The sequence below is a fragment of the Nocardia sienata NBRC 100364 genome (assembly GCF_001613205.1).
GTDB classification, from domain to species: Bacteria; Actinomycetota; Actinomycetes; order Mycobacteriales; family Mycobacteriaceae; genus Nocardia; species Nocardia sienata.
On record NZ_BDBX01000016.1, the window covers coordinates 44011 to 70374 of the forward strand.

Genomic DNA, 26364 nt, shown 5'->3' on the forward strand with positions numbered 1-26364 from the left:
ATCGGATGGAATGTTTCCGCCCCGCTGCTCGGGGAAGTACGGTGTAGTGACTTCGGCCCCGGGAGGAGGGGCCTACCTTCGGAACGGGGTTCGATTTGAGTTACGTGGACCTGCTCACCCACGCCGGCCAGGTGGACTATTCGGCTTGGGCCAACACCGATACGCTGGCGTCCGCGGTCGAGCTGAGCGCCCGCAAGAGGAGCAAGGGCAAGGGCGGCGGCTTCGGCCTGTTCGGCCTGATCTGCTGCGTGCTCGTGGTGGCGATCATCGTCGGCGTCATTCTGCTGGCCCGTAAGAAGAAGAACGACAACAACTCCTCGGGTCAATTCCCTCAGCCCGGCCAGCCCCCGCAGGGTTACCCCCAGCAGGGCGGCTATCCGCAGCAGGGCGGTTACCCCCAGCAGGGTGGTTACCCCCAGCAAGGTGGCTATCCCTCGCAAGGCGGCTATCCGCAGCAGGGCGGCTATCCGTCCGACCCGAACTACCCCAATCCCCCGCAGGGCGGCCAGCCGCCGTACCCGCCCACCGGGCAATAGGCCCACCTCGTACACAGGGGCCGGTTCGCCGTGATCACGGCGAACCGGCCCCTGTGTTTTCGGATACCACCGGGCATTACATCGATCGGCCGACCGGCTCCGCGACCTCGCTGCCGGTCCACCGGACCGATGCGGCAGAGTGGATGCGTGCAATTGATACTCGTTCGCCATGGCCAGCCGCTCCGGGTCGACAATGCCGGACAGGCCGCCGACCCCGGCCTGGCGCCCGTCGGCGTGGAGCAGGCCGAACGGGTACCGGCCGCCCTGGAACCCCACCGAATCGTCCGGGTGATCAGCAGCCCGCAACGCCGGGCCCGCGAAACCGCCGCGCCGACGGCCGCGAAGCTGGGCCTGGCCGTCGACATCATGGACGATCTGGCCGAATACGATCGCGACCTGCCGTCCTATATCCCGATCGAGGACGCCAAGGTCGAATTCCGCGACACCTACGACCGGATCAAGGCCGGGCACCTGCCGCTGCAGATAGATGCCGATGCCTTCCGGCACCGGGTGCACGACGCGATCACCGAGATCGCCTCCACCACCCCCGCCGCCGACACCGTGGTGGTGTTCGCGCACGGCGGCGTCATCAACGTGACCCTGCAGGACATTCTCGGTCTGGCCCGGCCGCTGACCTTCCCGATCGATTACTGCTCGATCACCCGGATCCTGTTCTCCCGTACCGGTCGCCGCACCGCGGCGACCGTGAACGAGAACGGACACGTCTGGGAATTGCTTCCCCGCAATATCTCCGGCTGATCAGGCCATTCCGGCGATCCAGTTATGCATCCAGGACAGCGCGGTCTGGCCGCCACCGACCTTGTAGCTGCCGTAGGCGACATGCGACTCGGACCGGTAGAAGGTGTCGAGATCCTTGACCCGCTTCTCGTTGGCATTGCGGGTCAGCTGGGCCTGCAGCGTCGGCAGACCGCCGTTGGCGAGCAGATCGCTCACGATGGCACCGACTTCCAGCTGGTAACGCCAGATATTGGCCGGGTTCGCGTCGGAACTCTGCGCGAGGAACCCGGCGAACCGGGTGACGAAATCGTCGGATGCGGTGGCGCAGTAGAGGTCGTCGGGGATGCATACCGTGCGGGTACGATCGCTGACCCAGCCGAACCCACCGACGCGGGGGCCGCCGGCACCGGCGCCCGGCGCGGGCGGACCGACCTGGATATCACCGGGTGCCCGCCGCGGATCGGAGATCAGCCCGACGCCCGCGATGCTCTCCGGCCGGATCGGGCCGAGGCCCGTGCCGATCTCGGCGGCGAGATCACCGGCGGCGTCGGCGCCCTGGCTGTAACCCACCAGCGCGATCTTGGTGGCACCACAGCGCTGGAGCATATTCGTGATCATGCCGCGCGCATTGGTCACGGCCTCGTTCTTGGAGTCGGCGTAGATATCGCCTTCCCACGGAAAAGCGGTTGCCGCGTAGGTGACATAGTCGACCTTCGCCGAGGACGGTAGGCCGTTGGTCACCCGGGCGAGCATGCCCGGCGTCGGGCGCTTGTCGTGGCCGGTTTCCCAGGTCCCGGGAATCGCCACTACATACAGACTCGGGCATCCGGGGTCGGCCGAGGCCACCGATCCCCCGAAAACCAATCCCGACGCAACCGCCGCACAGGCACTCAGCGCCGCGGCAACCCTTTTGAACTGCATTCTGCTCCAGTCAACCCTGGCCCCTGATCGGGACGCTCCCGTTAAGCCATCGCCAAGATGCTGAACCCGGCCGATGACACCGACGTGTGTAACAGGTGAACAACAACCACGCGTCACAATTACACGATCGGATCACGATCTCGTACCGGGACACACCGCAGATAACAATAGAGCGACGATCTTGGTATCGCCAGCCCAGCCCGGGCCGACCACCGGAGACGAGCGATCGCCCGGATTTCACCGGAAAGGCTGCGTGCCGAATTCGGCCCCCGCCCGAAATACGTCGGCGCGGTGTCCCCGGAGAAAACCGGTAACACCGCGCCGTAACGTATTCATTTGTGCCGCAGCCTCCCCGGCTCAGCGGTCCGGGACCGCCGCGCCGAGATCAGCGCTGGGCGACAGCGGTGGGCGGGATCGGCGCGGGCAACGCCGTCTCACCCTCCAGGTACCGGTCCACCGCGGACGCGGCGGCGCGGCCCTCGGCGATCGCCCAGACGATCAGGGACTGACCGCGGCCCATATCGCCGGCCACGAAGACACCGGGAATGTTGGTGGCCCAGTTCTTGTCCCGCTGGACATTGCCGCGCTGGTCATAGCCCACCCCGAGATCGGTGAGCAGACCCGGCTTGTCGGGGCCGACGAAGCCCATGGCCAGCAGCACCAGATCCGCCTCGAGGGTGAAATCGGTTCCCTCCACCTTCTCGAACCGGCCGTTGGCCATCTTGACCTCGTGCGCCTCGAGCCCGGTGACCTTGCCGTCCGCGCCGACGAAACGTTCGGTGTTCACGGAGAACACCCGCTCGCCACCCTCTTCGTGTGCCGAGGACACCCGGTACATGAGCGGGTAGGTCGGCCACGGAGTGGATCCGGCCCGCTCCTCCGGCGGTCGCGGCATGATCTCGAACTGGTGCACGCTGGCCGCGCCCTGCCGGTGTGAAGTGCCCAGGCAGTCGGCGCCGGTGTCACCGCCGCCGATGATGACGACCTTCTTACCGTGCGCGTGAATCGGCGGCAGACCCTTGTCGTCGGTCACCGGGTCACCCTGCTGGACCCGGTTGGCCCACGGCAGGAATTCCATGGCCTGGTGGATTCCGTCGAGTTCCCGGCCCGGGATGGGTAGGTCACGCGCCTGGGTGGCGCCACCGGCGAGGACCACCGCGTCGAACCGCTCGCGCAGCTCGTCGGCGGTGATATCGATACCGACATTGACGCCGGGCTTGAAGATGGTGCCCTCGGCCTCCATCTGGGCCAGGCGGCGGTCGATGAAACGCTTCTCCATCTTGAATTCCGGGATGCCGTACCGCATCAGACCGCCGATGCGGTCGGCCCGCTCGAATACGGTCACGGTGTGACCGGCACGGGTGAGCTGCTGCGCCGCGGCCAGGCCCGCGGGGCCGGACCCCACGACCGCGACCTTCTTACCGGTGAGCCGGGTCGGGTAGACCGGCGCGACCCAGCCCTCGTCGAAGGCGTTCTCGATGATCTCGACCTCGACCTGCTTGATGGTCACCGGATCCTGGTTGATCCCGAGCACACAGGACGCCTCACACGGCGCCGGGCACAGCCGCCCGGTGAACTCCGGGAAGTTGTTGGTCGCGTGCAGCCGGTCGATACCCTCGCGCCAACGGTCCTTGTAGACCAGGTCGTTCCACTCGGGAATCAGGTTCCCCAGCGGGCAGCCGTTGTGGCAGAACGGGATACCGCAGTCCATACAGCGGCTGGCCTGCCGCTGCAGGGTCTCGTGCGGAAAACCCTCCTGGTAGACCTCTTTCCAGTCCATCAGGCGCAGCGGCACCGGACGGCGGGCGGGTAGCTCACGGGACGTGTGCTTCAGAAATCCTTGGGTGTCACCCACGAGCGGCCCCCGAATAGTCACAGCGCCTCATCGACGCCACCTGCGGAATGTTCTTACCGGCCACGAGCGGCCTCGAATAGTCACAGCGCCTCATCGACGCCGCCTGCTTGATGTTCTTACTAGCCACGAGCGGCCTCCATGATCGCCTCGTCGACGTCCTTACCGCTCTTCTCGGCCTCGGAGATGGCGAGCAGTACCTTCTTGTACTCGCGCGGCATGACCTTTACAAAGTGGTTGACCTGCTGCGACCAATCGCCCAGGATCCGTTCGGCCACCGCCGAGCCGGTCTGCTCGCGGTGCCGGCCGATGATGTCGCGCAGCCAGGTGAAATCGTCACCGGACAGCGGTTCGACGGCTTCGGCCTGTTCCGGGTTGAGCCGGCCGGGGAAGGTGCCGTCGGGGTCGTAGACGAATGCCAGGCCACCGGACATACCGGCACCGAAGTTGCGCCCGGTATCGCCGAGGATGACGACCCGGCCACCGGTCATGTACTCGCAGGCGTGGTCACCGACGCCCTCGACCACCGCGGTGGCACCGGAATTGCGCACGGCGAACCGTTCGCCGACCACACCGCTGATGAACGCCTGGCCGCTGGTCGCGCCGAACAGGATGACGTTGCCGGCGATGATGTTGTCCTCGGCCCGGAAATCGGCCGGGGCGTTGGGCGCCGGGCGGACCACCAGGTGGCCACCCGAAAGACCCTTGCCGACATAGTCGTTCGCGTCGCCCTGCACCCGCAGGGTGATACCGGCCGGGACGAACGCGCCGAAGCTGTTGCCGGCCGATCCGGTGAGGGTGATATCGATGGTGTCGTCGGGCAGACCGGCGCCGCCGTAGAGCTTGGTCACCTCGTGACCGAGCATGGTGCCGACCGTGCGGTTCACGTTCGTGATCTTGGTATCGATCCGGACCGGCTTGCCGAACTCGAGCGCGTCGCGGCTCTGCGCGATGAGCTCATTGTCCAGCGCCTTGTCCAGGCCGTGGTCCTGCTCCTTGGTCCGGCGGCGGTCCTGGAACATGAACGCCGTCTCGACATCGTCGAGGATGGGCGACAGATCCAGTTTGCTCGCCTTCCAGTGCCGCTTGGCCTTGGCGGTGTCGAGCAGATCGACCCGGCCGATGGCCTCGTCCAGCGTGCGGAAACCCAGCTCCGCCAGCAGTTCCCGGACTTCCTCGGCGATGTACATGAAGAAGTTCACGACGAACTCGGCCTTACCGGTGAAGCGTTCCCGCAGCACCGGATTCTGGGTGGCCACACCGACCGGGCAGGTGTCGAGATGGCAGACCCGCATCATGATGCAGCCCGAGACCACGAGCGGCGCGGTCGCGAAACCGTATTCCTCGGCGCCCAGCAGGGCCGCGATCATCACGTCACGGCCGGTCTTCATCTGGCCGTCGACCTGCACCACGATCCGGTCACGCAGACCGTTGAGCAGCAGGGTCTGCTGGGTCTCGGCCAGGCCGAGCTCCCATGGACCACCGGCGTGCTTGAGCGAGGTCAGCGGGGAGGCGCCGGTCCCGCCGTCGTGGCCGGAGATGAGTACCACGTCGGCGTGCGCCTTGGAGACACCCGCCGCGACCGTGCCGACGCCGGGCTCGGCGACCAGCTTCACGTGGATCCGCGCCTGCGGATTCGCGTTCTTCAGGTCGTGGATGAGCTGCGCCAGATCCTCGATCGAGTAGATGTCGTGATGCGGCGGCGGCGAGATCAGGCCGACACCCGGGGTGGAGTGGCGGACCTCGGCGACCCACGGGTACACCTTGTGCGCGGGCAGCTGGCCGCCCTCGCCGGGCTTGGCGCCCTGGGCCATCTTGATCTGGATATCGGTGCAGTTGGTCAGGTAGTGCGCGGTCACGCCGAAGCGGCCCGAGGCCACCTGCTTGATCGCACTGCGCCGCCAGTCGCCGTTGTCCTCCGGTTCGAACCGGGCCGGCGATTCGCCGCCCTCACCGGAGTTGGAGCGGCCACCGAGGCGGTTCATCGCGATGGCCAGGGTTTCGTGCGCCTCCGCCGAGATGGAGCCGTAGCTCATGGCGCCGGTGGAGAAACGCTTCACGATCTCGCTGGCGGGCTCGACCTCTTCGATCGGAATCGGGGAGCGCGCGCCCTTCTTGAACTTGAACAGACCGCGCAACGAGGCCAGCCGCTCGGACTGGTCGTCGACCAGCTTGGTGTACTCCTTGAAGATCGAGTACTGACCGCTGCGGGTGGCGTGCTGCAGTTTGAAGACGGTATCCGGGTTGAAGAGGTGGTATTCGCCCTCACGCCGCCACTGGTACTCCCCGCCCACCTCGAGCTCGCGGTGCGCACGCTCGTTGCGGTTCTCCAGGAAGGCGACCGCGTGCCGGGTCGCCACATCGGTGGCGATCTCGTCCAGGCCGATCCCGCCCAGGTGCGAGCGCAGACCGGTGAAGTACTCGTCGACCAGATCCTGCGCCAGACCGATCACCTGGAACAGCTGCGCGCCGTTGTAGGAGGCGACGGTGGAGATGCCCATCTTGGACATCACCTTCAGCACGCCCTTGCTGGCGGCCTTGTTGTAGTTCGCGACGGCCTTGCGGTAATCGGCGGTCAGGTCGCCGGTGCTGCCGGGAATCTCCAGGGCGCCCCGCTCGAGCATGTCCTCGATCGACTCGAAGGCCATGTAGGGGTTGATCGCGGCGGCGCCGAAACCGACCAGCGTCGCCATATGGTGCACCTCGCGGGCGTCACCGGCCTCGACCACCAGACCGACCATGGTGCGGGTGCGTTCCCGGACCAGGTGGTGGTGCACCGACGCGGTGAGCAGCAGCGACGGGATCGGCGCCAGCTTCTCGTTGGATTCGCGATCGGACAGCACGATGATCCGGGCGCCACCGTCGATGGCGGCCGAGACCTGGGTGTTGATCGCGTCCAGCGCCCGGCGCAGACCGACGCCTCCGGCCGCGACCTCGTACAGGCCGCGTACGACCACCGAGCGCAGACCGGGCTGGCTGCCGTCGTCGTTGATGTGGACCAGCTTCGCCAGTTCGTCGTTGTCGATGATCGGCTGCTGGATCACGATCTGCCGGCAGGACTCCGGGCTCGGGTGCAGCAGATCGGACTCCGGGCCGATATGGCGGCGCAGGCTGGTGACGACCTCTTCGCGGATGGCGTCCAGCGGCGGGTTGGTGACCTGCGCGAACTGCTGGGAGAAGTAGTCGAACAGCAGCCGCGGGCGCGCCGACAGCACCGCGATCGGAGTGTCGGTACCCATCGAACCCAGCGCTTCGGCGCCGGTCCTGGCCATCGGCGAGATCAGCAGGCTCAGTTCCTCGGTGGTGTACCCGAAGATCTGCTGGCGGATCAGCACGCGATCGTGCGACATGTGGATATGCGGCCGGTCCGGGAGATCGGACAGGTGCTTGATGCCCTCGTCGAGCCATTCCCGGTAGGGGTGTTCGGCGGCCAGCTGCGCCTTGATCTCGTCGTCACCGACGATCCGGCCCTGGGCGGTGTCCACCAGGAACATGCGGCCGGGCTGCAGGCGGATCTTGCGGACGACCTTGGACTGGTCGATATCGAGGACACCGACCTCGGAGGCCATGACCACCAGACCGTCGTCGGTGACCCAGACCCGGCTCGGACGCAGGCCGTTGCGGTCCAGGACGGCGCCGATGACGGTGCCGTCGGTGAAGCACACCGATGCGGGGCCGTCCCACGGCTCCATCAGCATCGAGTGGTACTCGTAGAACGCCCGGCGCTCCGGGTCCATGTTCTCGTTGCGTTCCCAGGCCTCGGGAATCATCATCAGCACCGCGTGCGGCAGGCTGCGGCCGCCGAGATGCAGCAGTTCCAGGACCTCGTCGAAGCGCGCGGTATCGCTGGCCCCCGGGGTACAGACGGGGAAGATCTTGTCCAGCCGGTTCTTACCGGCCGAATCCTTGCCGAAGATGTCTGAACGCAGCAGCGCCTCACGCGCCCGCATCCAGTTCTCGTTGCCGGCGACGGTGTTGATCTCACCGTTGTGGGCCACCCGGCGGAACGGGTGGGCCAGGGGCCAGGACGGGAAAGTGTTGGTGGAGAACCGGGAGTGCACGATGCCCAGGGCGCTTTCCACCCGGTCGTCCTGCAGGTCCAGGTAGAAGGCCCGCAGCTGCGGGGTGGTGAACATGCCCTTGTAGACGAAGGTCTGGCCGGACAGGCTCGGGAAGTACACCGACTCCCTGCCCACCGCGCCTTCACCGGCGCCCGCGCGACCGAGCTCGTGCTCTACCCGCTTGCGTACCACGTAGGCGCGCCGTTCGAGATCCATCCCGGACAGCGGCTCGGCCGAATCGGCGGGCGAACCGATGAACACCTGCCGGAACAGTGGCATGGCATCACGCGACAGCGCGCCGAGCGACGACTCGTCGATCGGTACCTCGCGCCAGCCCAGGACCGTCAGGCCCTCTTCCTTGACGATCTTCTCCACGCCGTAACAGGCGCGCGCGGCCTCGCGGCGGGCCTGCGGCAGGAAGGCGATACCGGTGGCGTAGGAGCCCTCCGGCGGCAGGTCGAAGTCGACGACTGCCCGGAAGAACCGGTCCGGTACCTGGATGAGGATGCCCGCGCCGTCGCCGGAGTTCGGCTCGGCGCCCGCGGCACCGCGGTGCTCCAGATTCAACAGGGCCGTAATAGCCTTGTCGACGATGTCACGGCTGCGGCGGCCGTGCATATCACCGACGAAGGCGACACCGCAGGCGTCGTGTTCGTTCGCCGGGTCGTAGAGCCCGATGGGTCCGGGGGACCTGTGGCCAGGTAGTTGCGTCATGCCTCTGCCTTCGAGAAAGTCGACCTCGACGTGGTGCGGCCTTTGCGAGAACGCCCTGTCGAACGCCGGTACTGTCGAACGCTCCCTGCTTGGACTGCGTTCGTACGTTGGCCGACACCAGCCGCGCTGATGGTGTTCGGCGTGCAGTCACGTCTGAAGTTTTTCCACCTGTCGCTGTGCGCAGGTACCCGCCGGTAACGAAACGCTTACGCGTTCGGAACCCGGGAGCGGGATTTCGCCCACTAGGCTGGCCTGGTCGGTGGTCGCCCGAGCGTGCTCTTCGGCCGGACACGGGTATGTGCGGCGTAAGAGCAAACGATAAGCCAGGTCCGGGACCCAACCAACCAAGGTTGCCCTAAGAAGCGGATCTAGCTGGGCTTCTTCATTCGTTCCTCCACGTATGCGCGTTTTCTAGTGTAAAGCAGCTTTCGGGGGTGAATCGATCCCGGATCGGCCCTCCGAACAGCAGCGATTCAGCGGTTGCGAGCCTTTCCCGATACCGCGCCGTATCTACCGAACCCACGCTCACCTGCATCGAAGATGAATTCCCGGCAGCCGCGGAAGGCAAACCCATCGGCCTGCGGCTAACTGTTGCGCACCCCGGTGAGATGTTCGTGACAGCCTCGTGACGAGCACAGAACATGATCCGACCGTTCGGCCTGTTTTTGCCTTCGACACCCACAGCACATGATCAGCAAACCACCATTCGAGTGGTTTACAACACACTTTTCCGGCCCGGGCGCGCATCGCTTCCGTTGTGGGAGCGCGGGTTTCGGGGAGGTCTGCGGCAAGGCCCGGACACGGCTCGCACAGCGGCCACCGTATGCTGCGCGACACCCTTGTGAAGATCCCCACACCCGATCGTCAAGGGTCGATGGACAGGCACGTGCCTGTCACGCTGAGACAACGAATCGATGACAGCTGCAGAGGATATGGGCCCCATGAGCGTCACCGGCATGTTCATCCGGCTCGGCGGCGGGCAGCCCGCCGAAACCGCCGAGGGATACGAGCGCACGGGCTATACCGTCACCGGGGTAGGGGTGGCGCTGTTCGCCTTCGTCACCGGCGCGGTCACCGCTTCCGCCATGAGCGCCGCCGATCAACCACCTGGCGCGGTCGCCGCCATCGCCCTGGTGGCCGGAGTCCTCGCGGGCCTGCTCGGCCGGGCACTGGCCGGGGCCGAGCCCACTGCCCGCCCCGATCTACCCGCCGGGACCCTCAATGTCGCGGCCATCGCCACGCGGGTGGGTACCGCGCTGGTGGCCGGTGTCGTGGTGGCCGAGATGGCGGTGACCGTGCTGTTCGGCGGCACCGTGGACCGGTTACTCGACGAGCGTGCCGCGACCGCGGCCGCCACGGCCCCCACCGTCCGTACCGCCCAGGACGAGCTGGATCGCGCGGTCGCCGACCGAACCGCGCTGGACGCGACCATCGCCGCGGCCGCCGCGGAGATCGACAACGCCCTGATCATCGCCCGGTGCGAGTTCAACCCGACCCCGCAGTGTCCGCAGACCAAGATCACCGGGGTCCCCGGCCGGGGACCGGAGGCGCAAACCGCCAACGCGATGCTCGACGATGCCCGCACCGCGCTGACCGCCGCGCAGAACCGCGTAGCCCCGCTCGACCAGCGCGTATCCGATGCCCGCCTGGCCCTGCGCGACGCGCAGCTGGCGGCCGCCGAGGGGGACCGCGGGTTCGGTGCGCGGTGGTCGGCGGCACACGAATACACCGTCGGCGCGCTGAGCGCCCTGGGACTACGGGCGCTGACCTGGCTGCTCTTCGCGCTCCTGGCGCTGCTGCCGCTGATCCTGCGCTGGTGGCGCGGTGAGACCGCACAGGAGCGGCGCCGGGCCGCCGACACCGTACGCGACCGCGCCGAACGCGCCGCCGATGCGGCGATCGCCGAGAAACAGGCCCGGGTCCGGGCCGATACCGCCGCCGTCCGACTCGAACAGCAGCTCACCGCGGCCGAACTCGCGGCCGAGGCCGATACCACCATCGACCGGGAACGCCAGCGCACCCGGATCATCGCCGCGCTCGGTGGACTGGAGATCGGCGTCACCGAGCGCGACCCCGACCCCGCCCTGCCGGCGGCGGCCGGGAACAACGCTGCGCTGCCGGGAAGCGATCGGCCGGACCTACCGGTCCCGCTGGGCAAGGAGATCGCGGGCCGGCAGCCGGCGGGTCTGGAACTCCCGATCATCGGCACCGTCCCGTTCACCGATACCGTCGCCCGCTGGATCGGCCCGCTGGTCCCGGATTTCGTCAGCTCGGCCATCGACACCGCCGTCGATACCGCGAGTCGGCCGCTGCGCACCGCTCGCCAGGTACTCACCGAGGCCGAGGAGATCACCTTTACTCTGCGCCGGGCACGAAAGGTCAGCGTGGACAGCGGTATCGAGGATTCGCGCATCGTCGATGACCGTCGGGCCGGCCGCCGTGGCGGCGCGGTGGACGCCGATATCACCCTGGGCTCGGAGGCCATCGTTTCCGCCACGACCCATCTCGAGCCGGGGACCACCGCCGCGCTGCCCGCCGGTGGTGAACGCGAGATCGCCGCGCCTCGCGAACTACCCCCCGGCAGCTGACCACCGCGCGGGCCGGATGCCCGCCCGCGCGCCGCGACCCACCGCACCGGCGGGCATATCGCCACCTTCGCTCCGGACCGGCGCGGACCGAACCGGCGCCCATTAGACTCGGCCGCGTGCAGCCTGCCGCTGATACGGCCGGTTCCGTCGGGGCGGGAACATATCCGGAAGGCCGAGCCCAGGTAGCGACGGTTCCGATCCGCCCGCTGAGTTTCCGGGAACTGCTCGACGCGCCGTTCGCGCTCCTGCAGGCCGATATCCGGACGCTGGCGAAAGGTGCCGCGGTGCTGCTGGTGGCCGGAGAACTCATGGTGGCCGGGTCGATCGGGTTGATCTCGCATCTGACCGACGGCTCCGATACGGGGACCGCCCTCGCCGCGCTGTTCGCGACACTCGGTAGCGCCTGGGTCATCCGGCTGGTCCTGCGCGGTGTCACGGTCGGCACCGGCCTGGCCCGGGCCGACCTGCGGCCGATCGGGCTGCGGGAAAGTCTGCGCCGCACCGCCGGGCGGCTGGGCCCGCTGCTGCTCACCCAGCTCTCGTTCACCGCGATCGGGATCGCGGTCCTCGGTATCAGCGCCGTGCTCTTCCCGTTCACCTTCCTCGGCAGCCTGCTCTGGTTCGTGGTCGCCTACCCCTGCTGCCTGCTCTGGCTGGCCTGGCTGCGCGCGCGTCATCTCGTGGCCGTGCCGGTGCTGTTCGCCGAGGGTGCCGGCGCCCGTGCGGCGCTGTCACGGTCGGGCGCACTGGTCGCGAACCTACGCGCCCGCCTGGCCGGTCTCTGGATCTGTCAGCGTCTGCTCTTCACACTGCTCGTGGCACCGCTGCTGGGTCTCATACTCTTCGCCGGTGATATCTCGGGCACCCACCGGTGGGCGTTCCTGGTACTGGTCACCGTCGCCGGTCTGCTGTCGGCGGCCTTCACCGAGATCGTGGAGTCCAGCGCCCGGGTGGTCGGTTACCTGGATCTGCGCTGCCGGCGCGAGGGCGCCGATATCCGGATCCCCGGCGGAGGTAGCCGGTGACCGAGCCGTCCCGGACCGTCCCGGAGCCGCCCCGGCTGGATGCCGCCGCGGTCCATTCGGCCGCCGCCGACCACGCGGCCGCCCGCGGTGACTTCGATACCGCGCTGCGCGAACGCTTCCGGGCGGTGCTGCGTGGGCTGGAACAGCGCGGCCTGCTCGAGGTGCGCCGATCGCGCACCGCCCGCGAAACCTCGCACGAAGCGGCGGCGAGCCTGTCCGCGGAGGACTTCGGTGAGCTTCCGTCCGCGGCCAGGTCGTTCGACGAGGTCGTCTACGGCGGCCGCCGAGCGGATGAAGAGGAGTACCGCCGCCTGACGCAGGCCGACCGGTTCTCCGCGGCGGCGCCGCCCCCGGCGGCCGAACCGATCGATATCGAACCCGCCCGCCGCGGATCGTGGTGGCGACCAGGCTCGGGAGAGTGGCCCGCGATACTGCGCCACCCCCGGTTCTGGGCCGGCCTCGCCGCGCTGGTCCTGCTCCTACTGGTCCTGTACGCGGTCCTGCAGGGCTGCTCCGGGCCCAGCGCACCGCGCGCCCCGGACGCGCCGCCGATCGACCCGCCTCCGATAGACCCGCCGAGCGGCGACTACGACCCGGACCTGCCCCGGCCGACCGGCGACGACTCCCTTTTCGGGCGAACCCCCGGCTGGCTGGCCTACGGCGGACTGCAGTTCCTGATCGCCGCCGCCCTGCTGGTCTGGTGGCGGGCGCGGCGCCGGGGCACGGTGGTCGGTGAACCGCGGCCGGTGGAGGTCGCCGCCGATGAACTGCTGGCCGGACAGGCGGGGCTCTACCGCCGCTCCGGTGATCACGCGCATATCGCGGGAGTGTTGCGCGCCGCGACCGAGCGCAGACTCCGCCGAGCGCTCGGCACCGGGACATCCCCGGAAGAACTGACGGCGGCCGTCGCCGCGCGGATCGGTGCCGACCCGGCCCTCGTCGGGTCGGCCCTGTACGGGCCGGTGCCCGACGCATCGGCCTTGCAACTCGTTGCCGCGCAACTCGAATGGATCGAAGCGGAGGTCCGATGACCAGCATTGACACCGGTAAGGCCGACTCGGGAGCAGTCATGGCACCCGGCCCCGCCGAGGCGGCCGCCGCCTTCGCGGCGCTGCGGACCGAGATCGGCAAGGCGGTGGTGGGTAACGACAACGCCGTCATGTACCTGGTGCTGGCGCTGCTGTGCCGCGGGCACGTACTGCTGGAAGGTGTCCCCGGGGTGGCGAAGACCCTGCTGGTCCGAGCACTGGCCACCGCCCTGGACCTACAGCACGCCCGAGTCCAGTTCACCCCGGACCTGATGCCGGCCGATGTCACCGGATCACAGATCTACGATCCGCACTCGGCCGAATTCACCTTCCGCGACGGTCCGGTGTTCACCAACCTGCTCCTGGCCGACGAGATCAACCGCACCCCACCGAAAACCCAGTCGGCACTGCTGGAATCCATGGAGGAGCGCCAGGTCTCGGTCGATGGTGCGCCCCGGCCGCTGCCGGACCCCTTCGTCGTGGTCGCCACCCAGAATCCCATCGAGCAGGAGGGCACCTACCCGCTGCCCGAGGCACAACTGGACCGCTTCCTGTTCAAGGTCGATATCCATCTCCCCGGCCGGGACGACGAGTTCCGCGTTCTGCAGCGGCACGCAGACGGTTTCGACCCCCGCGACCTCACCGCGGCCGGCTTACGGCCGGTGGCCGGGCCGGCACATATCGCCGCCGCCCGCTCGGCGATCGCCGGAATCACGATCCGTCCGGAAGTTCTCGCCTATATCGTCGATCTGTGCCGCGCCACCCGGACCGCGGCGGCGGTCCAGCACGGCGCGTCCACCCGCGGCGCGACCGCGCTCATGTCCGCGGCACGGGCACTGGCCTGGCTGAACGGCCGGGGATTCGTCACGCCCGACGATGTGAAAACCGTTGCCGTGGCGGCTCTGCGACACCGGCTGCAACTGCGTCCCGAAGCCGAACTGGATGGAGTCACCAGCGAACAGGTGATGACTTCGCTGCTGCTGTCGATCCCGGTTCCGGTGTAGGCCGTGATCGTCACCGGCCGGCTGGTCGTCGTCGCGGCCGCCGCGGCACCGGCGGTCGTGCTGCCGGCTCCTTCGTGGGTCACGGTCCTGGTGGCCAGTGCGCTGATTCTCGCGCTCGCAGTGACCGACCGCTCACTGGCCGCGCGGAGCGCAGATGTCACGCTGCACCGGCCCGAGTTGTCGGTGCTGCGGCTGGGCGCGCGCACCGAGGTCGAGCTGACACTGACCAATACCGGATCCCGGACAGTGCGGGGTCTGCTCTGGGACGACTGGCCCGACAGTGCCCGCGCCACCGAGCGCGAACACCGGATCACCGTCCCCGCGTCCGGCCGGATCCGGCTGCGTACCACCCTCGCTCCCGCCCGGCGCGGCGATCGCGCCGCCGGCCCGGTGACGCTGCGCCTGTGGGGGCCGCTGGGTTTGGCCGGGTACCAATTCCACCGCGAGGTCCCGGCCCGGGTTCGCGCCTTGCCCCCGTTCCGCAGCGAACGGCTCCTCGCCGCCAAGGTGAAACGGCTGCACCATCTGGAAGGCCGCAATCTGGCCGATGTGCGCGGCCAGGGCACCGAGTTCGACTCCTTCCGCGAATACGTACCGGGCGACGATGTCCGCACCATCGACTGGCGAGCCACCGCGCGAGCCACCGATGTACTCGTCCGCACCTGGCGCCCGGAACGCAACCGGCAGGTGCTCATGCTGCTGGACACCGGCCGGACCAGCGCGGGACGGGTAGGTACGGGTACTCGTTTGGAGATGTCGATCGAGGCGGCCCTTCTGCTGGGCGGTCTGGCCGCGGCCGGCGGCGATATGGTCGGTCTGCTCGCCTACGACCGGGCGGTGCGCGCCGAGGTGCCCACCGGTGTCGGCCGCGGCATCCAGCCCAAGCTCATGCATGCCCTGGCGGGTGTCGTTCCCGCCCTGGTCGACACCGACACCGACGGGCTGGTCCGGGCCGCTGTCCAGCGGGCCCGGCGGCGCAGCCTGATCGTCTGGTTCACCGGTCTCGACGGTGCGGCGGTCACCGAGAACCTGATTCCGGTGCTTCCCGTCCTGGCCCAACGGCATCGCGTTCTGATCGTGTCCGTCACCGATCCCGAAATCGCCGCCGCGGCCGCCGACCGCGGCAGCCTGCCGGCGCTGTACCGGGCAGCCGCCGCCGAGTCGCGGATCGCCGAGCACGCGATACTGCAGGAATCGCTGCGCCGGATGGGGATCGCGGTGGTCGCGGCGTCCGGAGCCGATCTGCCCGCTGCCCTCGCCGACGAGTACCTGGAACTCAAACGCTGCGGGGCTCTCTGACCCCGGCAACGTCGACCTCAGCGCACGGGAGGCAACGACACGGGCGCCGAAGCGAAAGCCGCCGGTGGTGAGAGCGCCGGTAGTGCGCGACGCTGGCGCTCGGCGATCACGCTGCCGAGAACCTGCACCGGCGGGTACCCGGCCGGTGGGGCGATCCGTAGCCGGGCGCACACCGCGTGGACGAGTGCGTGACCGAGTTCGTATTGCGCTGCCGGGGTCAGCGAGTTGATGCGGGTCAGGTACTGCCGCACGGCCAGGGCCAGATCCTCGGGCAGGGCCGCGAGGTCGAGTTCGGCCGACCAGCCGGTCAGCCGGACCGGCGGGACGGCCAGCGCGGGTACCGACAGCCGCTGCCGCATGTGCACCACCACGGTGCCCGCGAGTACATCGCCCACCCGGCGTGCGTGCGGTGAGCACATCGAACTCACCACCGCGATCACACCGAAGAGCCCGAGCATCCAGAAATCCACGATGGCGCCGGTGAGGCCCCGGGTGAGTGCGTGCCGGAAATCGATGGGGCCGCCGTCGGCACGGACCACCCGCAACCCGAGTGCCAGTTTTCCCGGGGTGGCGCCGCGTAACAGGGTCTCGAACGCGACCGGATAGCCGACGAGCACGGTCACCAGGGAAACCAGGGTCAAAGTGGTGAACCACGGGTCGGCGTCGTCGCCGCGGACCAGCAGCAGCACGCCGGTGAACAACGCGATCCCGAGCACGGCCTGCAGGATAAGGTCGAGTACGAATGCCGCCGCGCGGGTGGGGACCCGGGCGACCGGCAGTTCGATCGCCACGGCTTCGCCCGTCGTGAATTCGGCCATATCGCATAGCATTCTTCCACGGCGACCGGTTTGCGGCCCGGGGTCGGTGCCCCGGGAAGGACAGCCGTCGCCATCGGTTCGCCGAGTAGGGGCCGTGCTGCCGTTGTGCGCAGTCCTCGGCGGGTACCGGCGGGGAGCCGACGGCGGTACAGGCGGGAGCGGGAGGCGAACCCATGGACGTGGACGCATACAGCGCGAGGAACCGGCACCTGTGGATCCGGCTGGACATGTTGTCGCGTAAACGCGCCCTCACCGGGGCCGAAACCGACGAACTGGTGCTGTTGTACCGGCGTACCTCGCAGCAGTTGGCCCGGTTGCAGACCCATAGTCCCGAACCGGAACTGGTGGCAGGTCTCGGCGCAGTGCTCGCCCGGGCCCGCGGCCGGATCGTCGGCAGCGCACCGAACACCTGGACCGAGATCGTCCGGTTCCTCACCCACGGTTTCCCGGGCGCGGTGTATCGGGCGCTGGGTTGGTGGCTCGCCGTCGCCGTGGTTTTCCTGGGTGTGTCCACCGGGTTCGCCACCTGGATCGCGAACGATCCGTCGGCTCGGGAAACCCTCGGTCTGCGGGGCGACACCGGCGCCCTGACTGCTCCCGGTGGCGCTTTCGAGACCTATTACACCGAGCATTCCAACGACGCGTTCGCCGCATTGGTCTGGACCAATAATGCGTGGGTATCGGCGCTGGCCCTTTTCCTGGGCGTGCTGATCGTGCCCGTACTGTACCTACTGTTCATGAACGCCCTGAATATCGGCATTTCGGCCGGGTTGATGGCCGAGGCCGGCCGGCTGGATTCGTTCTTCGGATTCCTGCTGCCGCACGGAATGTTGGAGCTGACAGCCATTTTCATCGCGGGTGGCGCGGGGCTGAAACTGGGCTGGACGCTGATCGATCCGGGCCGCCTGCGCCGGGCAGAAGCGGTCGCCCGCCAGGGCCGCGTCACCGCCGCAATCGCCCTCGGCTTGGTGCCGACCTTGCTGGTAGCCGGACTTCTGGAGGGATTCGTGACCCCCAGCGCACTGCCCACGCCGACTCGGATCACCATCGGGCTGGCCGCCGAGACAGCCTTTCTCGCCTACATCTTCATCGCCGGCAGCCGCGCCGGCCGGCCCGCCGGGACGAAGAAGGCAGAAGTAGCGATAGCGCAACTTTCGCGATAACGGGTAGACAACCTCGAGCACACAGCGATTGATGGCGTTTTGTGTGATCGCAGCAACGCGAAGCGAATGACCTGCGTGGATTCCCCCATTTGAATTCCGCTGGCCGCAGCGAGTCGCCGCTCTAGCTGCGGCCAGCGTTACCGTCGACTCTACACAATCGTTACCCCTACGCAACCCGTTGCGGCTGAGGTCACAGGTACGTGTCGCAGTCCGGCAAACATTCAGACACCCCCGACTCGGCCCTCGTTCAGCTAACATCCAGCAGGCGGTGGCGGGCTTACATTGGTGCTTTCATTTGCAAGTACATTTGGTTTTTACTGGTCACGGACATATCCGTAACCATGGTTACGGATAACGGCAAACCGGTTCGCCACGCAGTTCCCCCGAACAGCCGTTAACTCGACCGCCCCCACGCCGACCTGCGCGTTCGCGCGCCGATAACACGGTTGCCGGCCGGGTGGAGGGAACGAAAAATACCTAGAGTTTGTTTAACCCGCGCAAACCCGCCGCACCCCCCGTACGGCGGCCCGGTAAACACCTCGCGGTAGTTAACCAAGACGATTCCGGGACGTGAACTGGGTCACGGGACCGGACTGGTGAGGTAACCCTCAGCAGCGCCGCCGCAATCGAAAAGTTCTGGTGTGACCTTGGTCTCATTCAGGCATACCGCGAGTACGTCGCGCTGTTCGCGGCCGGGGCGACCAACGCAGCGGCCCCGCCGCGACCTGCCGGAACACTCTTCCGGCGCGGTCTCGGCGGGGCCGCGAAACGAAGGAGGCCGCAGCGGCGATCGCGAGTGGCGCGAGCACCGTTGCGGCCTCGGAACATCGTGAGATCACATGAGGGCGCCGCCGTCGACCCGGATCTCGGTGCCGGTGATGTAGCGGCCGTCATCGGAACCGACCATTGCCACCACCCCGGCGATATCCTCCGGGCTCCCCAGCGCACCACCGTTCAGCCAACCGGTCAGCCGGGCGAAGAGGGACCAGTCCGCGCCCTCCGGCTGCTCGGTGATGGATTCGGTGGTGATCCCGCTCATGATTCCGGCGGGAACGATATTGACCGCTCGCAGCCCCTGCTTCGCGTACTCCAAACCTATCGCGTGGGTGAACGAGGCCACACCGCCCTTGGAGGCGGCATAGGCGGCCAGATAAGGGGCCGACTGGAAGGCCGATGTCGAGGACAGATTGATCACCACGCCCCGGCCGGACTCCAGCAGGGCAGGCAGCAGCGCCTGGGTCACCAGGAACGTACCCGTGAGATTGACGGTGATGATCCGGTTCCACTCGTCGAGCGGCATCTCGTGCGTGCGGGCCGGTTTCAGAATCCCCGCGCAGTTGACCAGCACGTCCAACCCGCCGAGGGTTCCCAGCGCGGTCTCGCCGGCCGCACGCACCGACTCGATATCCGCGATGTCCACCACCACAGTGCCGAGCCGGTCGGCCGCGTCGCCGGCCTTCTCCACTGTGGCCGCCAGACCGGGCTCGTTGATATCGGCGGCGACGAGCTGCGCTCCCTCGTCCAGCAGCCGCAGGGCCACGCCCTGGCCGATCCCCGATCCCGCACCTGTCACCACTACTCGACGGCCTTCATATCTCCGCATGGCATGAATTAGAACAGGTTCGAATCGCGAGTCAACGGGTTCGGCGGATTTTCCGGCATGTTTCTGCAACACGTTCTAGATGATCTACGAACCGCGGCCGGCCGATCATGACCAAGGACACACCGATGTAGCAGACCATCGTGCCGGACCGGCCGCCGCCTGGACAGCAGAAAAGAAAGAAGCCGTGGACCCGGAGGATCCACGGCTTCTTCTCGGTGGGCGAAGGGGGACTTGAACCCCCACGTCCCGAAGGACACTGGCACCTGAAGCCAGCGCGTCTGCCATTCCGCCACTCGCCCGAGCGACGGTCAGACACTAGCACGGAGATGTCCACGAGGCGAAATCACGTGGTCACGACGTTTTCGGAGCCGCCGCCGACCAGCGTCCGGAGCCCGCCGGCAGCCAGGGAGGGAACTCCGGGGCGGTTGCGGTAGTTACAGGTACAGCGGAACGTGGATATCATGCAGAGAACGTGCTCGTAGAACGACACGCCGTATTCGCGTGCCGTCGTAAAGAATGAGGAGAGACTCACCGAAGGGAGGGCCCGGATGGGGATCGTCTCGCGTTTCGAGCGTCGCCTACAGGGCGCCGTCGGTGACGTCTTCGCCAGAGTCTTCGGCGGGAACGTCGTTCCCCAGGAGGTCGAGGCAGCGCTGCAGCGTGAGGCCGCCGACAACGTCCGAGATGTCGGTGGTGGGCATCTGCTCGCACCCAACAGCTACGTGATCACCATCAACTCGTCGGACCACCGGCAGCTCGACGCCGATCACGACCTCACAACCCGCGCTTTCGCCAAACATCTGCAGGATTACATCCGTGAGCAAGGCTGGCAGACCTATGGCGAAGTACACGTGGCATTCGAGGCATCCCCTACGCTGCACACCGGAATGTTCAGGACGAGCGGTCGCGTCGACCCCGACGCCGGCCGCGGAGCCGCACCGGCTCACCGCCCCGAACCGCTACAACGACCCGCTAACCCGCAACCAGGAGCTGGCCCCATGACGCAGAACTCTGGCTACGACCCGAGCCGTGAGCACGCGGAGTCCGATCCACGTAATCGCGGGTACGCTCCCGGACCCGTGGGACGCGGGCCGCAGAACGGCGCGTACCCCGAGGACTACGGTCCCGGTGCGCCCTACGGCGGCGGCCCGGATTATCAGAACGGCTACGACTACCAGCAGGGCGGCGCCGCCTACGACCAGCAGGCCTACGGCGCCCAGCAGGGTGGCTACGACCAGGGCTACGGTCAGCAGGGCTATGCCCAGCCCGGATACGACCAGGGTTACGACCAGCAGGGCTACGGCCAGCAGCCCGGCTACGACCAGGCCGGCTATCAGGGCCAGCCCGGCTACGACCAGGGGTACCAGGGCCAGCAGGGCGGCTACGACCAGGGCTACGACCAGCAGGGCTATGCCCAGCAGGGCTACGACCAGCAGGGCTATGCCCAGCCCGGGTACGACCAGGGTTACGACCAGCAGGGCTACGGCCAGCAGCCCGGCTACGACCAGGGTTACGACCAGCAGGCCTACGGCCAGCCGCAGGGCCAGGGCTACCCCCCGCAGGCCCAGCAGGGCGGATACGGCGCACCGGGCGGATACACGCCGGCGGCCGGGCCCGGTTTCTCCGCGACCCTCGCGCTCGATGACGGCAGCGGCCGGACCTACCAGCTGCGGGAAGGCAGCAACATCATCGGCCGCGGGCAGGACGCGCATTTCCGGCTCCCCGATACCGGTGTCTCCCGGCGCCATATCGAGGTCCGCTGGGACGGCCAGACCGCGATGCTGTCCGACCTCGGCTCCACAAACGGCACCCTGGTGAACGGGTCTCCAGTACAGGACTGGCAACTCGCCGACGGCGATGTCATCCGTGCCGGGCACTCCGAGATCCTCATCCGTATCGTCTGATGCCGTAGGCTCGCCGTGCGGATCACGGGGCGGCTCTCGCATAATGGGGCGGCCTAATCGTGATCGGTATCGTCCGACGGCCCTATGATGTGCCAACACACGCGCGGCACCGCACAGCGGTCCGCCGGGACGAGCATCGCAGTGGGGTGGGTCGCACCACGCCTACAGCACCGACACACGGTCGAACAGGAGGTGGAGCGCCGTGCAGGGATTGATCTTGCAGTTGACCCGAGCCGGGTTCCTCCTGCTGCTGTGGCTGTTCGTGTGGGCAATCCTGCGTACCCTCCGCAGTGATATCTACGCGGCCTCCGGTAAACGACTGCAGACCCGGGGACCGCGTGGTTCCGCGGTACTGCCGTCCATACGCCGGGGCCAGAAGGGCGCCAAATATCTTGTGGTGACTCAAGGTTCTCTCGCCGGTACCCGCATAACGCTCGGTACCCAACCGGTGCTGATCGGCCGTGCGGACGATTCCACGCTGGTGCTCACCGATGATTACGCCTCCACCCGACATGCCCGGCTGTCCCTACGCGGTGACGACTGGTACGTCGAAGACCTCGGCTCGACCAACGGTACCTACCTGGATCGCGCCAAAGTCACCACCGCAGTCCGCGTTCCGCTCGGCACTCCTGTCCGGGTCGGCAAGACAGTGATCGAGCTCCGATCGTGACACTTGTTCTCCGCTACGCAGCGCGCAGCGACCGCGGCCTCGTCCGCGCCAACAACGAAGACTCCGTCTACGCCGGCGCCCGCCTGCTGGCCCTTGCCGACGGCATGGGTGGCCACGCGGCCGGCGAAGTGGCGTCGCAACTGATGATCGCCGCCCTGGCGCATCTGGACGACGACGAACCCGGCGAGGATCTGCTCGGCAAACTGAACCGGGCCACCCACGCGGGTAACGCCGCCATCGCCGAACAGGTCGAGGAAGAGCCCGAACTCGACGGTATGGGCACCACGCTCACCGCCATCCTGTTCGCCGGCAAAAAGCTCGGCATGGTCCATATCGGGGATTCGCGCGCCTATATGCTGCGCGACGGCGAACTGGCCCAGATCACCCGCGACGACACGTTCGTCCAGTCGCTGGTGGACGAGGGCCGGATCACCGCCGAACAGGCTCATACTCATCCGCAGCGTTCACTGATCATGCGTGCGCTCACCGGTAACGAGATCGAGCCGACACTGGTGATGCGCGAGGCCCGGGCCGGGGACCGCTATCTGCTGTGCTCGGACGGTCTGTCCGATGTGGTGAGCGACGAAACCATCGCCAACACGATGCGCGAGGGCAGTACCGACGAATGCGCCGACCGGCTCATCGAGCTCGCACTGCGCAGTGGCGGTCCGGACAATGTGACCGTCGTCGTCGCCGATGTCATCGACCTCGACTACGGCCAGAGTCATCCGATCGTGGCCGGCGCCGCGTCCGGGGAAGCCGAGGACAACCCGCCGCCGAACACCGCGGCCGGGCGGGCCGCCGCTATGCGACCGCCGGCCGCCGCCCCGCGCCGGGCCGCCGGTGAGCCCGAGCCGCAACCGAAGAAGTCGCACAAACTGCGTTGGCTGCTGCTGGCGGTCGCCCTCGTGCTCGCGGTCGTGATCGGCCTGGTCGTCGGCTACAAGATGATCCGGACCAACTACTACGTCGGGGCCGACAACGACAGTGTCGTGGTCATGCAGGGGCTGCCGGGGTCGATCCTGGGCTACTCGATCCACGAGGTGAACCTGGTCGGCTGCGTCACCGCCAAGGGCGAGCTCAGCCTTGTCGACAGCGGCGCCGCCCTGCCGCAGGGCTGCCGGGTGCTGAAGGTCAGCGATCTGGAACAGACCGGCCGTGACCAGGTCGAGCGCGGGCTGCCGCCCGGCACCCTGGACAAGGCCCGCGAGCAGATGGCGGTCCTGGCCGACCGTGAGCTGCTGCCGGTGTGCAAGAAGAATGCCTCGGCCGCCCAGCCGGGCGTGGTCACCACCACCCCCGCTCCCGCTCCGGCACCGCCCGCGCCGACGCCCACCGACGCGGCTCCGCCCGCTCCGGCCGGCCAGCCGCCCGCGCCCGGCGCAGGCGGTGAGAACCCCGCGCCGCCCGCGCCCCCGACCACTACCGTCCCGGCTCCGACGACCACCGCTGTGCCCCAGATCGCCGGGGAGAACTGCCGGGTGACGGACTGATGTCCGCACCGGCACCACCGTCCGCCGGGGCTTTTCCGAGTCCCCCGGGCGGTTTCGCTCCGGCGCCGTCGCCGACGACCCGGCGCAATACCGAGCTCATGTTGCTCGGATTCGCGGCGCTGATCACCACCGCCGCACTGGCACTGGTGGAAGCCAGCCAGGAAGAATCGCTGACCTGGGATATAGCCAAGCTCGGCCTGGCCTATCTCGGCCTTTTCGCCGTCGCGCACCTGGCGGTACGCCGTTTCGCGCCCTACACCGATCCGTTGCTGCTGCCGATCGTGGCGCTGCTCAACGGAGTCGGCCTCGTGCTGATCCACCGGCTCGATCTGGCCGATCAGCAGACCGCCGCCTACAACTCCTGGGAGATCCCCTCCCCCGACGCCAACCAGCAGATCCTGTGGACCGCGCTGGGCATTGTCATGTTCGTCGCGATCCTGCTGGTGCTGCGCGACTACCGCACACTGGCCAAGTACGCCTACACCCTCGGTCTCGTCGGATTGGTGGCTCTCGCGATCCCGGCGCTCCTGCCCGGTTCGCTGTCGGAGGTCAACGGCGCCAAGATCTGGATCCGGCTGCCCGGCCTGAGCCTGCAGCCCGGCGAATTCGCGAAGATTCTGTTGATCATCTTCTTCGCCTCGGTACTGGTCTCCAAGCGTGAGCTGTTCACCGCGGCCGGGCGGCACTTCCTCGGTATGGAGTTCCCGCGGGCCCGCGATATGGGTCCGATCCTGGCCGTGTGGATCGTGTGCATCGGCGTCCTGGTGTTCGAGAAGGATCTCGGCACCTCGCTGCTGATCTTCAGCACGGTCCTGGTGATGCTCTACATCGCGACCGAACGCGTGGGCTGGCTGCTCATCGGCGGCGGTCTGCTCGCGCTCGGTTTCGTCTTCGCCTATCAGCTGTTCGGGCATGTCCGAGTGCGCGTGCAGACCTGGCTGCATCCGTTCGACGACTACAACAACACCGGCTACCAGATCGTGCAATCGCTGTTCGGCCTGGCCACCGGTGGTCTGGCGGGTACCGGCCTGGGCGCCGGACGACCATCGCAGGTGCCGTTCGCCAAAACCGACTTCATCGTGACGACCATCGGTGAGGAACTCGGTCTCATCGGCCTGACCGCGATCCTGATCCTGTTCCTGGTGCTGGTGCTGCGCGGTATGCGCACCGCGCTGGCGATCCGGGACAGTTTCGGCAAACTGCTCGCGGCCGGGCTCTCGTTCACCATCGCCATCCAGGTCTTCGTGGTGGTGGGCGGCGTGACCAAGCTGATCCCGCTGACCGGTCTCACCACACCGTTCGTCTCCTACGGCGGTTCCTCGCTGCTGGCGAACTATGTGCTGATCGCCCTGCTCATCAAGATCTCCGACGCGGCTCGTGAGCCCGCGCCGGCCCGCCGCCGCGAACCGGCCCCGGCGCCGTTGGCGGAAGCGCAGACAGTGATGGTGTCACGACGGCAAGGGGGTCTGCAGCGTTGAACACACCATTACGCCGCGTCGCCATGGCGGTCATGGTGATGATCGTCGCTCTGCTGCTCAACGCGACCTATGTCCAGGTCATCAAAGCCGACGACTACCGCGCCGACCCCCGTAACTCGCGGGTGCTGCTCGACGAGTACTCCCGCCAGCGCGGCCAGATCTCGGCCGGCGGCGCCGTGCTGGCCAGCTCGGTGGCCACCGACGACCGCTACAAGTATCTGCGCGTCTACCCCACCGATCCGCAGGCCTACGCCCCGGTCACCGGTTTCTACTCCATGCAGTACGGCAGCACGGGGCTGGAACGGGCCGAGGACCCGGTGCTCAACGGTTCGGACGCCCAGCTCTTCGGCAGCCGGCTGGTCGACCTGATCTCCGGCCGTGACCCCCGCGGCGGCAATGTCGTCACCACCATCGACCCGGTGATGCAGCAGGTCGCCTACAACGAACTCACCAGCAAGGGTTACACCGGCTCGGTGGTGGCGATCGAACCCAGTACCGGCAAGATCCTGACCATGGTGTCCACCCCCAGCTATGACCCGAACCTGCTGTCCGGGCACGACGGCGCCCAGGGCACCCAGGCGTGGGAGGACCTCGGCGCCGACGAGGACCAGCCGATGCTCAACCGGGCGATTTCGCAAACCTACCCGCCCGGCTCCACCTTCAAGGTGGTCGTCACGGCGGCCGCGCTGTCCAACGGGAAGGCCGATCCCCAGTCCCAGTTCACCGCGGCGCCCAACATCACCCTGCCGGGCACGAGCACGACCCTGGAGAACTACAACGGCTCGACCTGCGGTTCCGGCGCCACCGCCACCCTCTACGAGGCGTTCCGGCGCTCGTGCAACACCGCGTTCGTGGAACTCGGTGTCGATGTCGGGGCGGCAGCCCTGGAAGACGAGGCCGCGGCGTTCGGTATCGGACCGCACCGCGGTATTCCGATGCCGGTCGCCGAGAGCACCGTGGGCAGCATCCCGGACAACGCCGCTCTCGCGCAGAGCAGTATCGGCCAGCGTGATGTCGCGCTCACCCCGCTCGACAATGCCGTGATCGCCGCTACCGTGGCCAACGGCGGCGTCCGGATGGAGCCCTACCTCGTCGACCAGCTGCAGAACCCGGATCTGAGCGAGCTGTCCACCACCGAACCGGTCTCGGTCGGTCAGGCCGTGAGCGCCGATGTAGCGTCTACGCTGACCGACCTGATGGTCGCCTCGGAGGAGAACACCGCGGGCAGCGGCGGAACGTCCTATCGGATCGCGTCGAAGACCGGTACGGCCGAACACGGCGCCGATCCGCGGAACACTCCACCGCATGCCTGGTACATAGCCTTCGCACCTGCCGAGAACCCGAAGATCGCCATCGCGGTCATCGTGGAGAACGGTGGTGACCGGGCGCTGGCGGCAACAGGCGGGTCGGTCGCCGCGCCGGTCGCCCGGGCGGTGCTGGACGCAGGTCTGCGAGGTCGCTGAACGAGA

The 26364-nt window shown here is 67.9% G+C and carries 18 protein-coding genes and 1 tRNA gene; 13 read left to right on the top strand and 6 right to left on the bottom strand.

All coding sequences use genetic code 11. From position 1 onward, the window contains the following. The first annotated feature begins 95 nt into the window (after positions 1–95). Both NS4_RS32870 and NS4_RS10955 read left to right on the top strand, forming a co-directional pair. Entirely contained in the window at positions 96–536 is a 441-nt protein-coding gene (locus NS4_RS32870; RefSeq protein WP_176579721.1) for a hypothetical protein, read from the top strand. 147 nt (positions 537–683) lie between these two features. Next, positions 684–1295: a histidine phosphatase family protein gene (locus tag NS4_RS10955; protein WP_063059420.1), complete on the top strand. Its 612-nt coding sequence runs from the start codon at positions 684–686 to the stop codon at positions 1293–1295. Here the strand turns inward: NS4_RS10955 and NS4_RS10960 are convergent, their stop codons facing one another. The 3 genes from NS4_RS10960 to gltB form a co-directional block, all read right to left on the bottom strand. Further along, positions 1296–2195 carry a cutinase family protein gene (locus NS4_RS10960; protein ID WP_063059421.1) on the bottom strand — a complete coding sequence of 300 codons (900 nt, stop codon included), beginning with the start codon at positions 2193–2195 and terminating at the stop codon, positions 1296–1298. A 385-nt stretch (positions 2196–2580) separates the two neighbouring features. Beyond that, a complete protein-coding gene (locus NS4_RS10965; protein ID WP_063059422.1) occupies positions 2581–4050 on the bottom strand; it encodes a glutamate synthase subunit beta in 1470 nt (489 codons plus the stop codon). A gap of 119 nt (positions 4051–4169) precedes the next feature. Beyond that, positions 4170–8822, bottom strand: coding sequence for a glutamate synthase large subunit (gltB, locus tag NS4_RS10970; RefSeq protein ID WP_063059423.1), 4653 nt, complete (start codon positions 8820–8822; stop codon positions 4170–4172). Positions 8823–9736: 914 nt separating this feature from the next. On the opposite strand from gltB, the gene NS4_RS10975 reads away from it, so the two are divergent. The 5 genes from NS4_RS10975 (at position 9737) to NS4_RS10995 (ending at position 15766) form a co-directional block, all read left to right on the top strand. Beyond that, on the top strand, positions 9737–11410 hold the full coding sequence (locus NS4_RS10975; RefSeq protein ID WP_245665279.1) for a DUF4407 domain-containing protein: 1674 nt from the start codon (positions 9737–9739) through the stop codon (positions 11408–11410). A gap of 116 nt (positions 11411–11526) precedes the next feature. Next, positions 11527–12435, top strand: a complete 909-nt coding sequence (locus NS4_RS10980) for a hypothetical protein (protein WP_063059425.1) — start codon at positions 11527–11529, stop codon at positions 12433–12435. Beyond that, positions 12432–13466 (top strand): DUF4129 domain-containing protein, encoded by a 1035-nt coding sequence (locus NS4_RS10985; protein ID WP_063059426.1) that lies wholly within the window; start codon positions 12432–12434, stop codon positions 13464–13466. The genes NS4_RS10980 and NS4_RS10985 overlap by 4 nt, the downstream gene beginning before the upstream one ends. Next, complete coding sequence (locus NS4_RS10990; protein WP_084487109.1) at positions 13463–14467, top strand: AAA family ATPase; 1005 nt, start codon at positions 13463–13465, stop codon at positions 14465–14467. Before NS4_RS10985 ends, NS4_RS10990 begins: the two co-directional genes overlap by 4 nt. A 3-nt stretch (positions 14468–14470) precedes the next feature. Then, a complete protein-coding gene (locus tag NS4_RS10995; RefSeq protein WP_063059427.1) occupies positions 14471–15766 on the top strand; it encodes a DUF58 domain-containing protein in 1296 nt (431 codons plus the stop codon). A 17-nt stretch (positions 15767–15783) separates the two neighbouring features. Here the strand turns inward: NS4_RS10995 and NS4_RS11000 are convergent, their stop codons facing one another. Beyond that, complete coding sequence (locus tag NS4_RS11000) at positions 15784–16584, bottom strand: RDD family protein (protein WP_063059428.1); 801 nt, start codon at positions 16582–16584, stop codon at positions 15784–15786. Between the two features lie 173 nt (positions 16585–16757). Between NS4_RS11000 and NS4_RS11005 the strand changes: the two genes are divergently transcribed. Beyond that, on the top strand, positions 16758–17747 hold the full coding sequence (locus NS4_RS11005) for a stage II sporulation protein M (protein WP_063059429.1): 990 nt from the start codon (positions 16758–16760) through the stop codon (positions 17745–17747). An 835-nt stretch (positions 17748–18582) separates the two neighbouring features. Here the strand turns inward: NS4_RS11005 and NS4_RS11010 are convergent. Further along, complete coding sequence (locus NS4_RS11010; RefSeq protein WP_063059430.1) at positions 18583–19350, bottom strand: SDR family NAD(P)-dependent oxidoreductase; 768 nt, start codon at positions 19348–19350, stop codon at positions 18583–18585. A 216-nt stretch (positions 19351–19566) separates the two neighbouring features. Continuing rightward, positions 19567–19649, bottom strand: a tRNA-Leu gene (locus tag NS4_RS11015). 249 nt (positions 19650–19898) lie between these two features. Here NS4_RS11015 and NS4_RS11020 point away from each other — a divergent pair. The 5 genes from NS4_RS11020 to NS4_RS11040 all read left to right on the top strand — a co-directional run bounded on the left by NS4_RS11020 (position 19899) and on the right by NS4_RS11040 (position 26358). Beyond that, positions 19899–21254: an FHA domain-containing protein gene (locus tag NS4_RS11020; RefSeq protein WP_063059431.1), complete on the top strand. Its 1356-nt coding sequence runs from the start codon at positions 19899–19901 to the stop codon at positions 21252–21254. A 202-nt stretch (positions 21255–21456) separates the two neighbouring features. Then, a complete protein-coding gene (locus NS4_RS11025) occupies positions 21457–21924 on the top strand; it encodes an FHA domain-containing protein FhaB/FipA (RefSeq protein WP_063059432.1) in 468 nt (155 codons plus the stop codon). Then, positions 21921–23417, top strand: coding sequence for a PP2C family protein-serine/threonine phosphatase (locus NS4_RS11030; protein WP_063059433.1), 1497 nt, complete (start codon positions 21921–21923; stop codon positions 23415–23417). Before NS4_RS11025 ends, NS4_RS11030 begins: the two co-directional genes overlap by 4 nt. Further along, positions 23417–24895 (top strand): FtsW/RodA/SpoVE family cell cycle protein, encoded by a 1479-nt coding sequence (locus NS4_RS11035; RefSeq protein WP_063059434.1) that lies wholly within the window; start codon positions 23417–23419, stop codon positions 24893–24895. The genes NS4_RS11030 and NS4_RS11035 overlap by 1 nt, the downstream gene beginning before the upstream one ends. Further along, positions 24892–26358 (top strand): peptidoglycan D,D-transpeptidase FtsI family protein, encoded by a 1467-nt coding sequence (locus NS4_RS11040; protein WP_063059435.1) that lies wholly within the window; start codon positions 24892–24894, stop codon positions 26356–26358. Before NS4_RS11035 ends, NS4_RS11040 begins: the two co-directional genes overlap by 4 nt. The last annotated feature ends 6 nt before the right edge of the window (positions 26359–26364 follow it).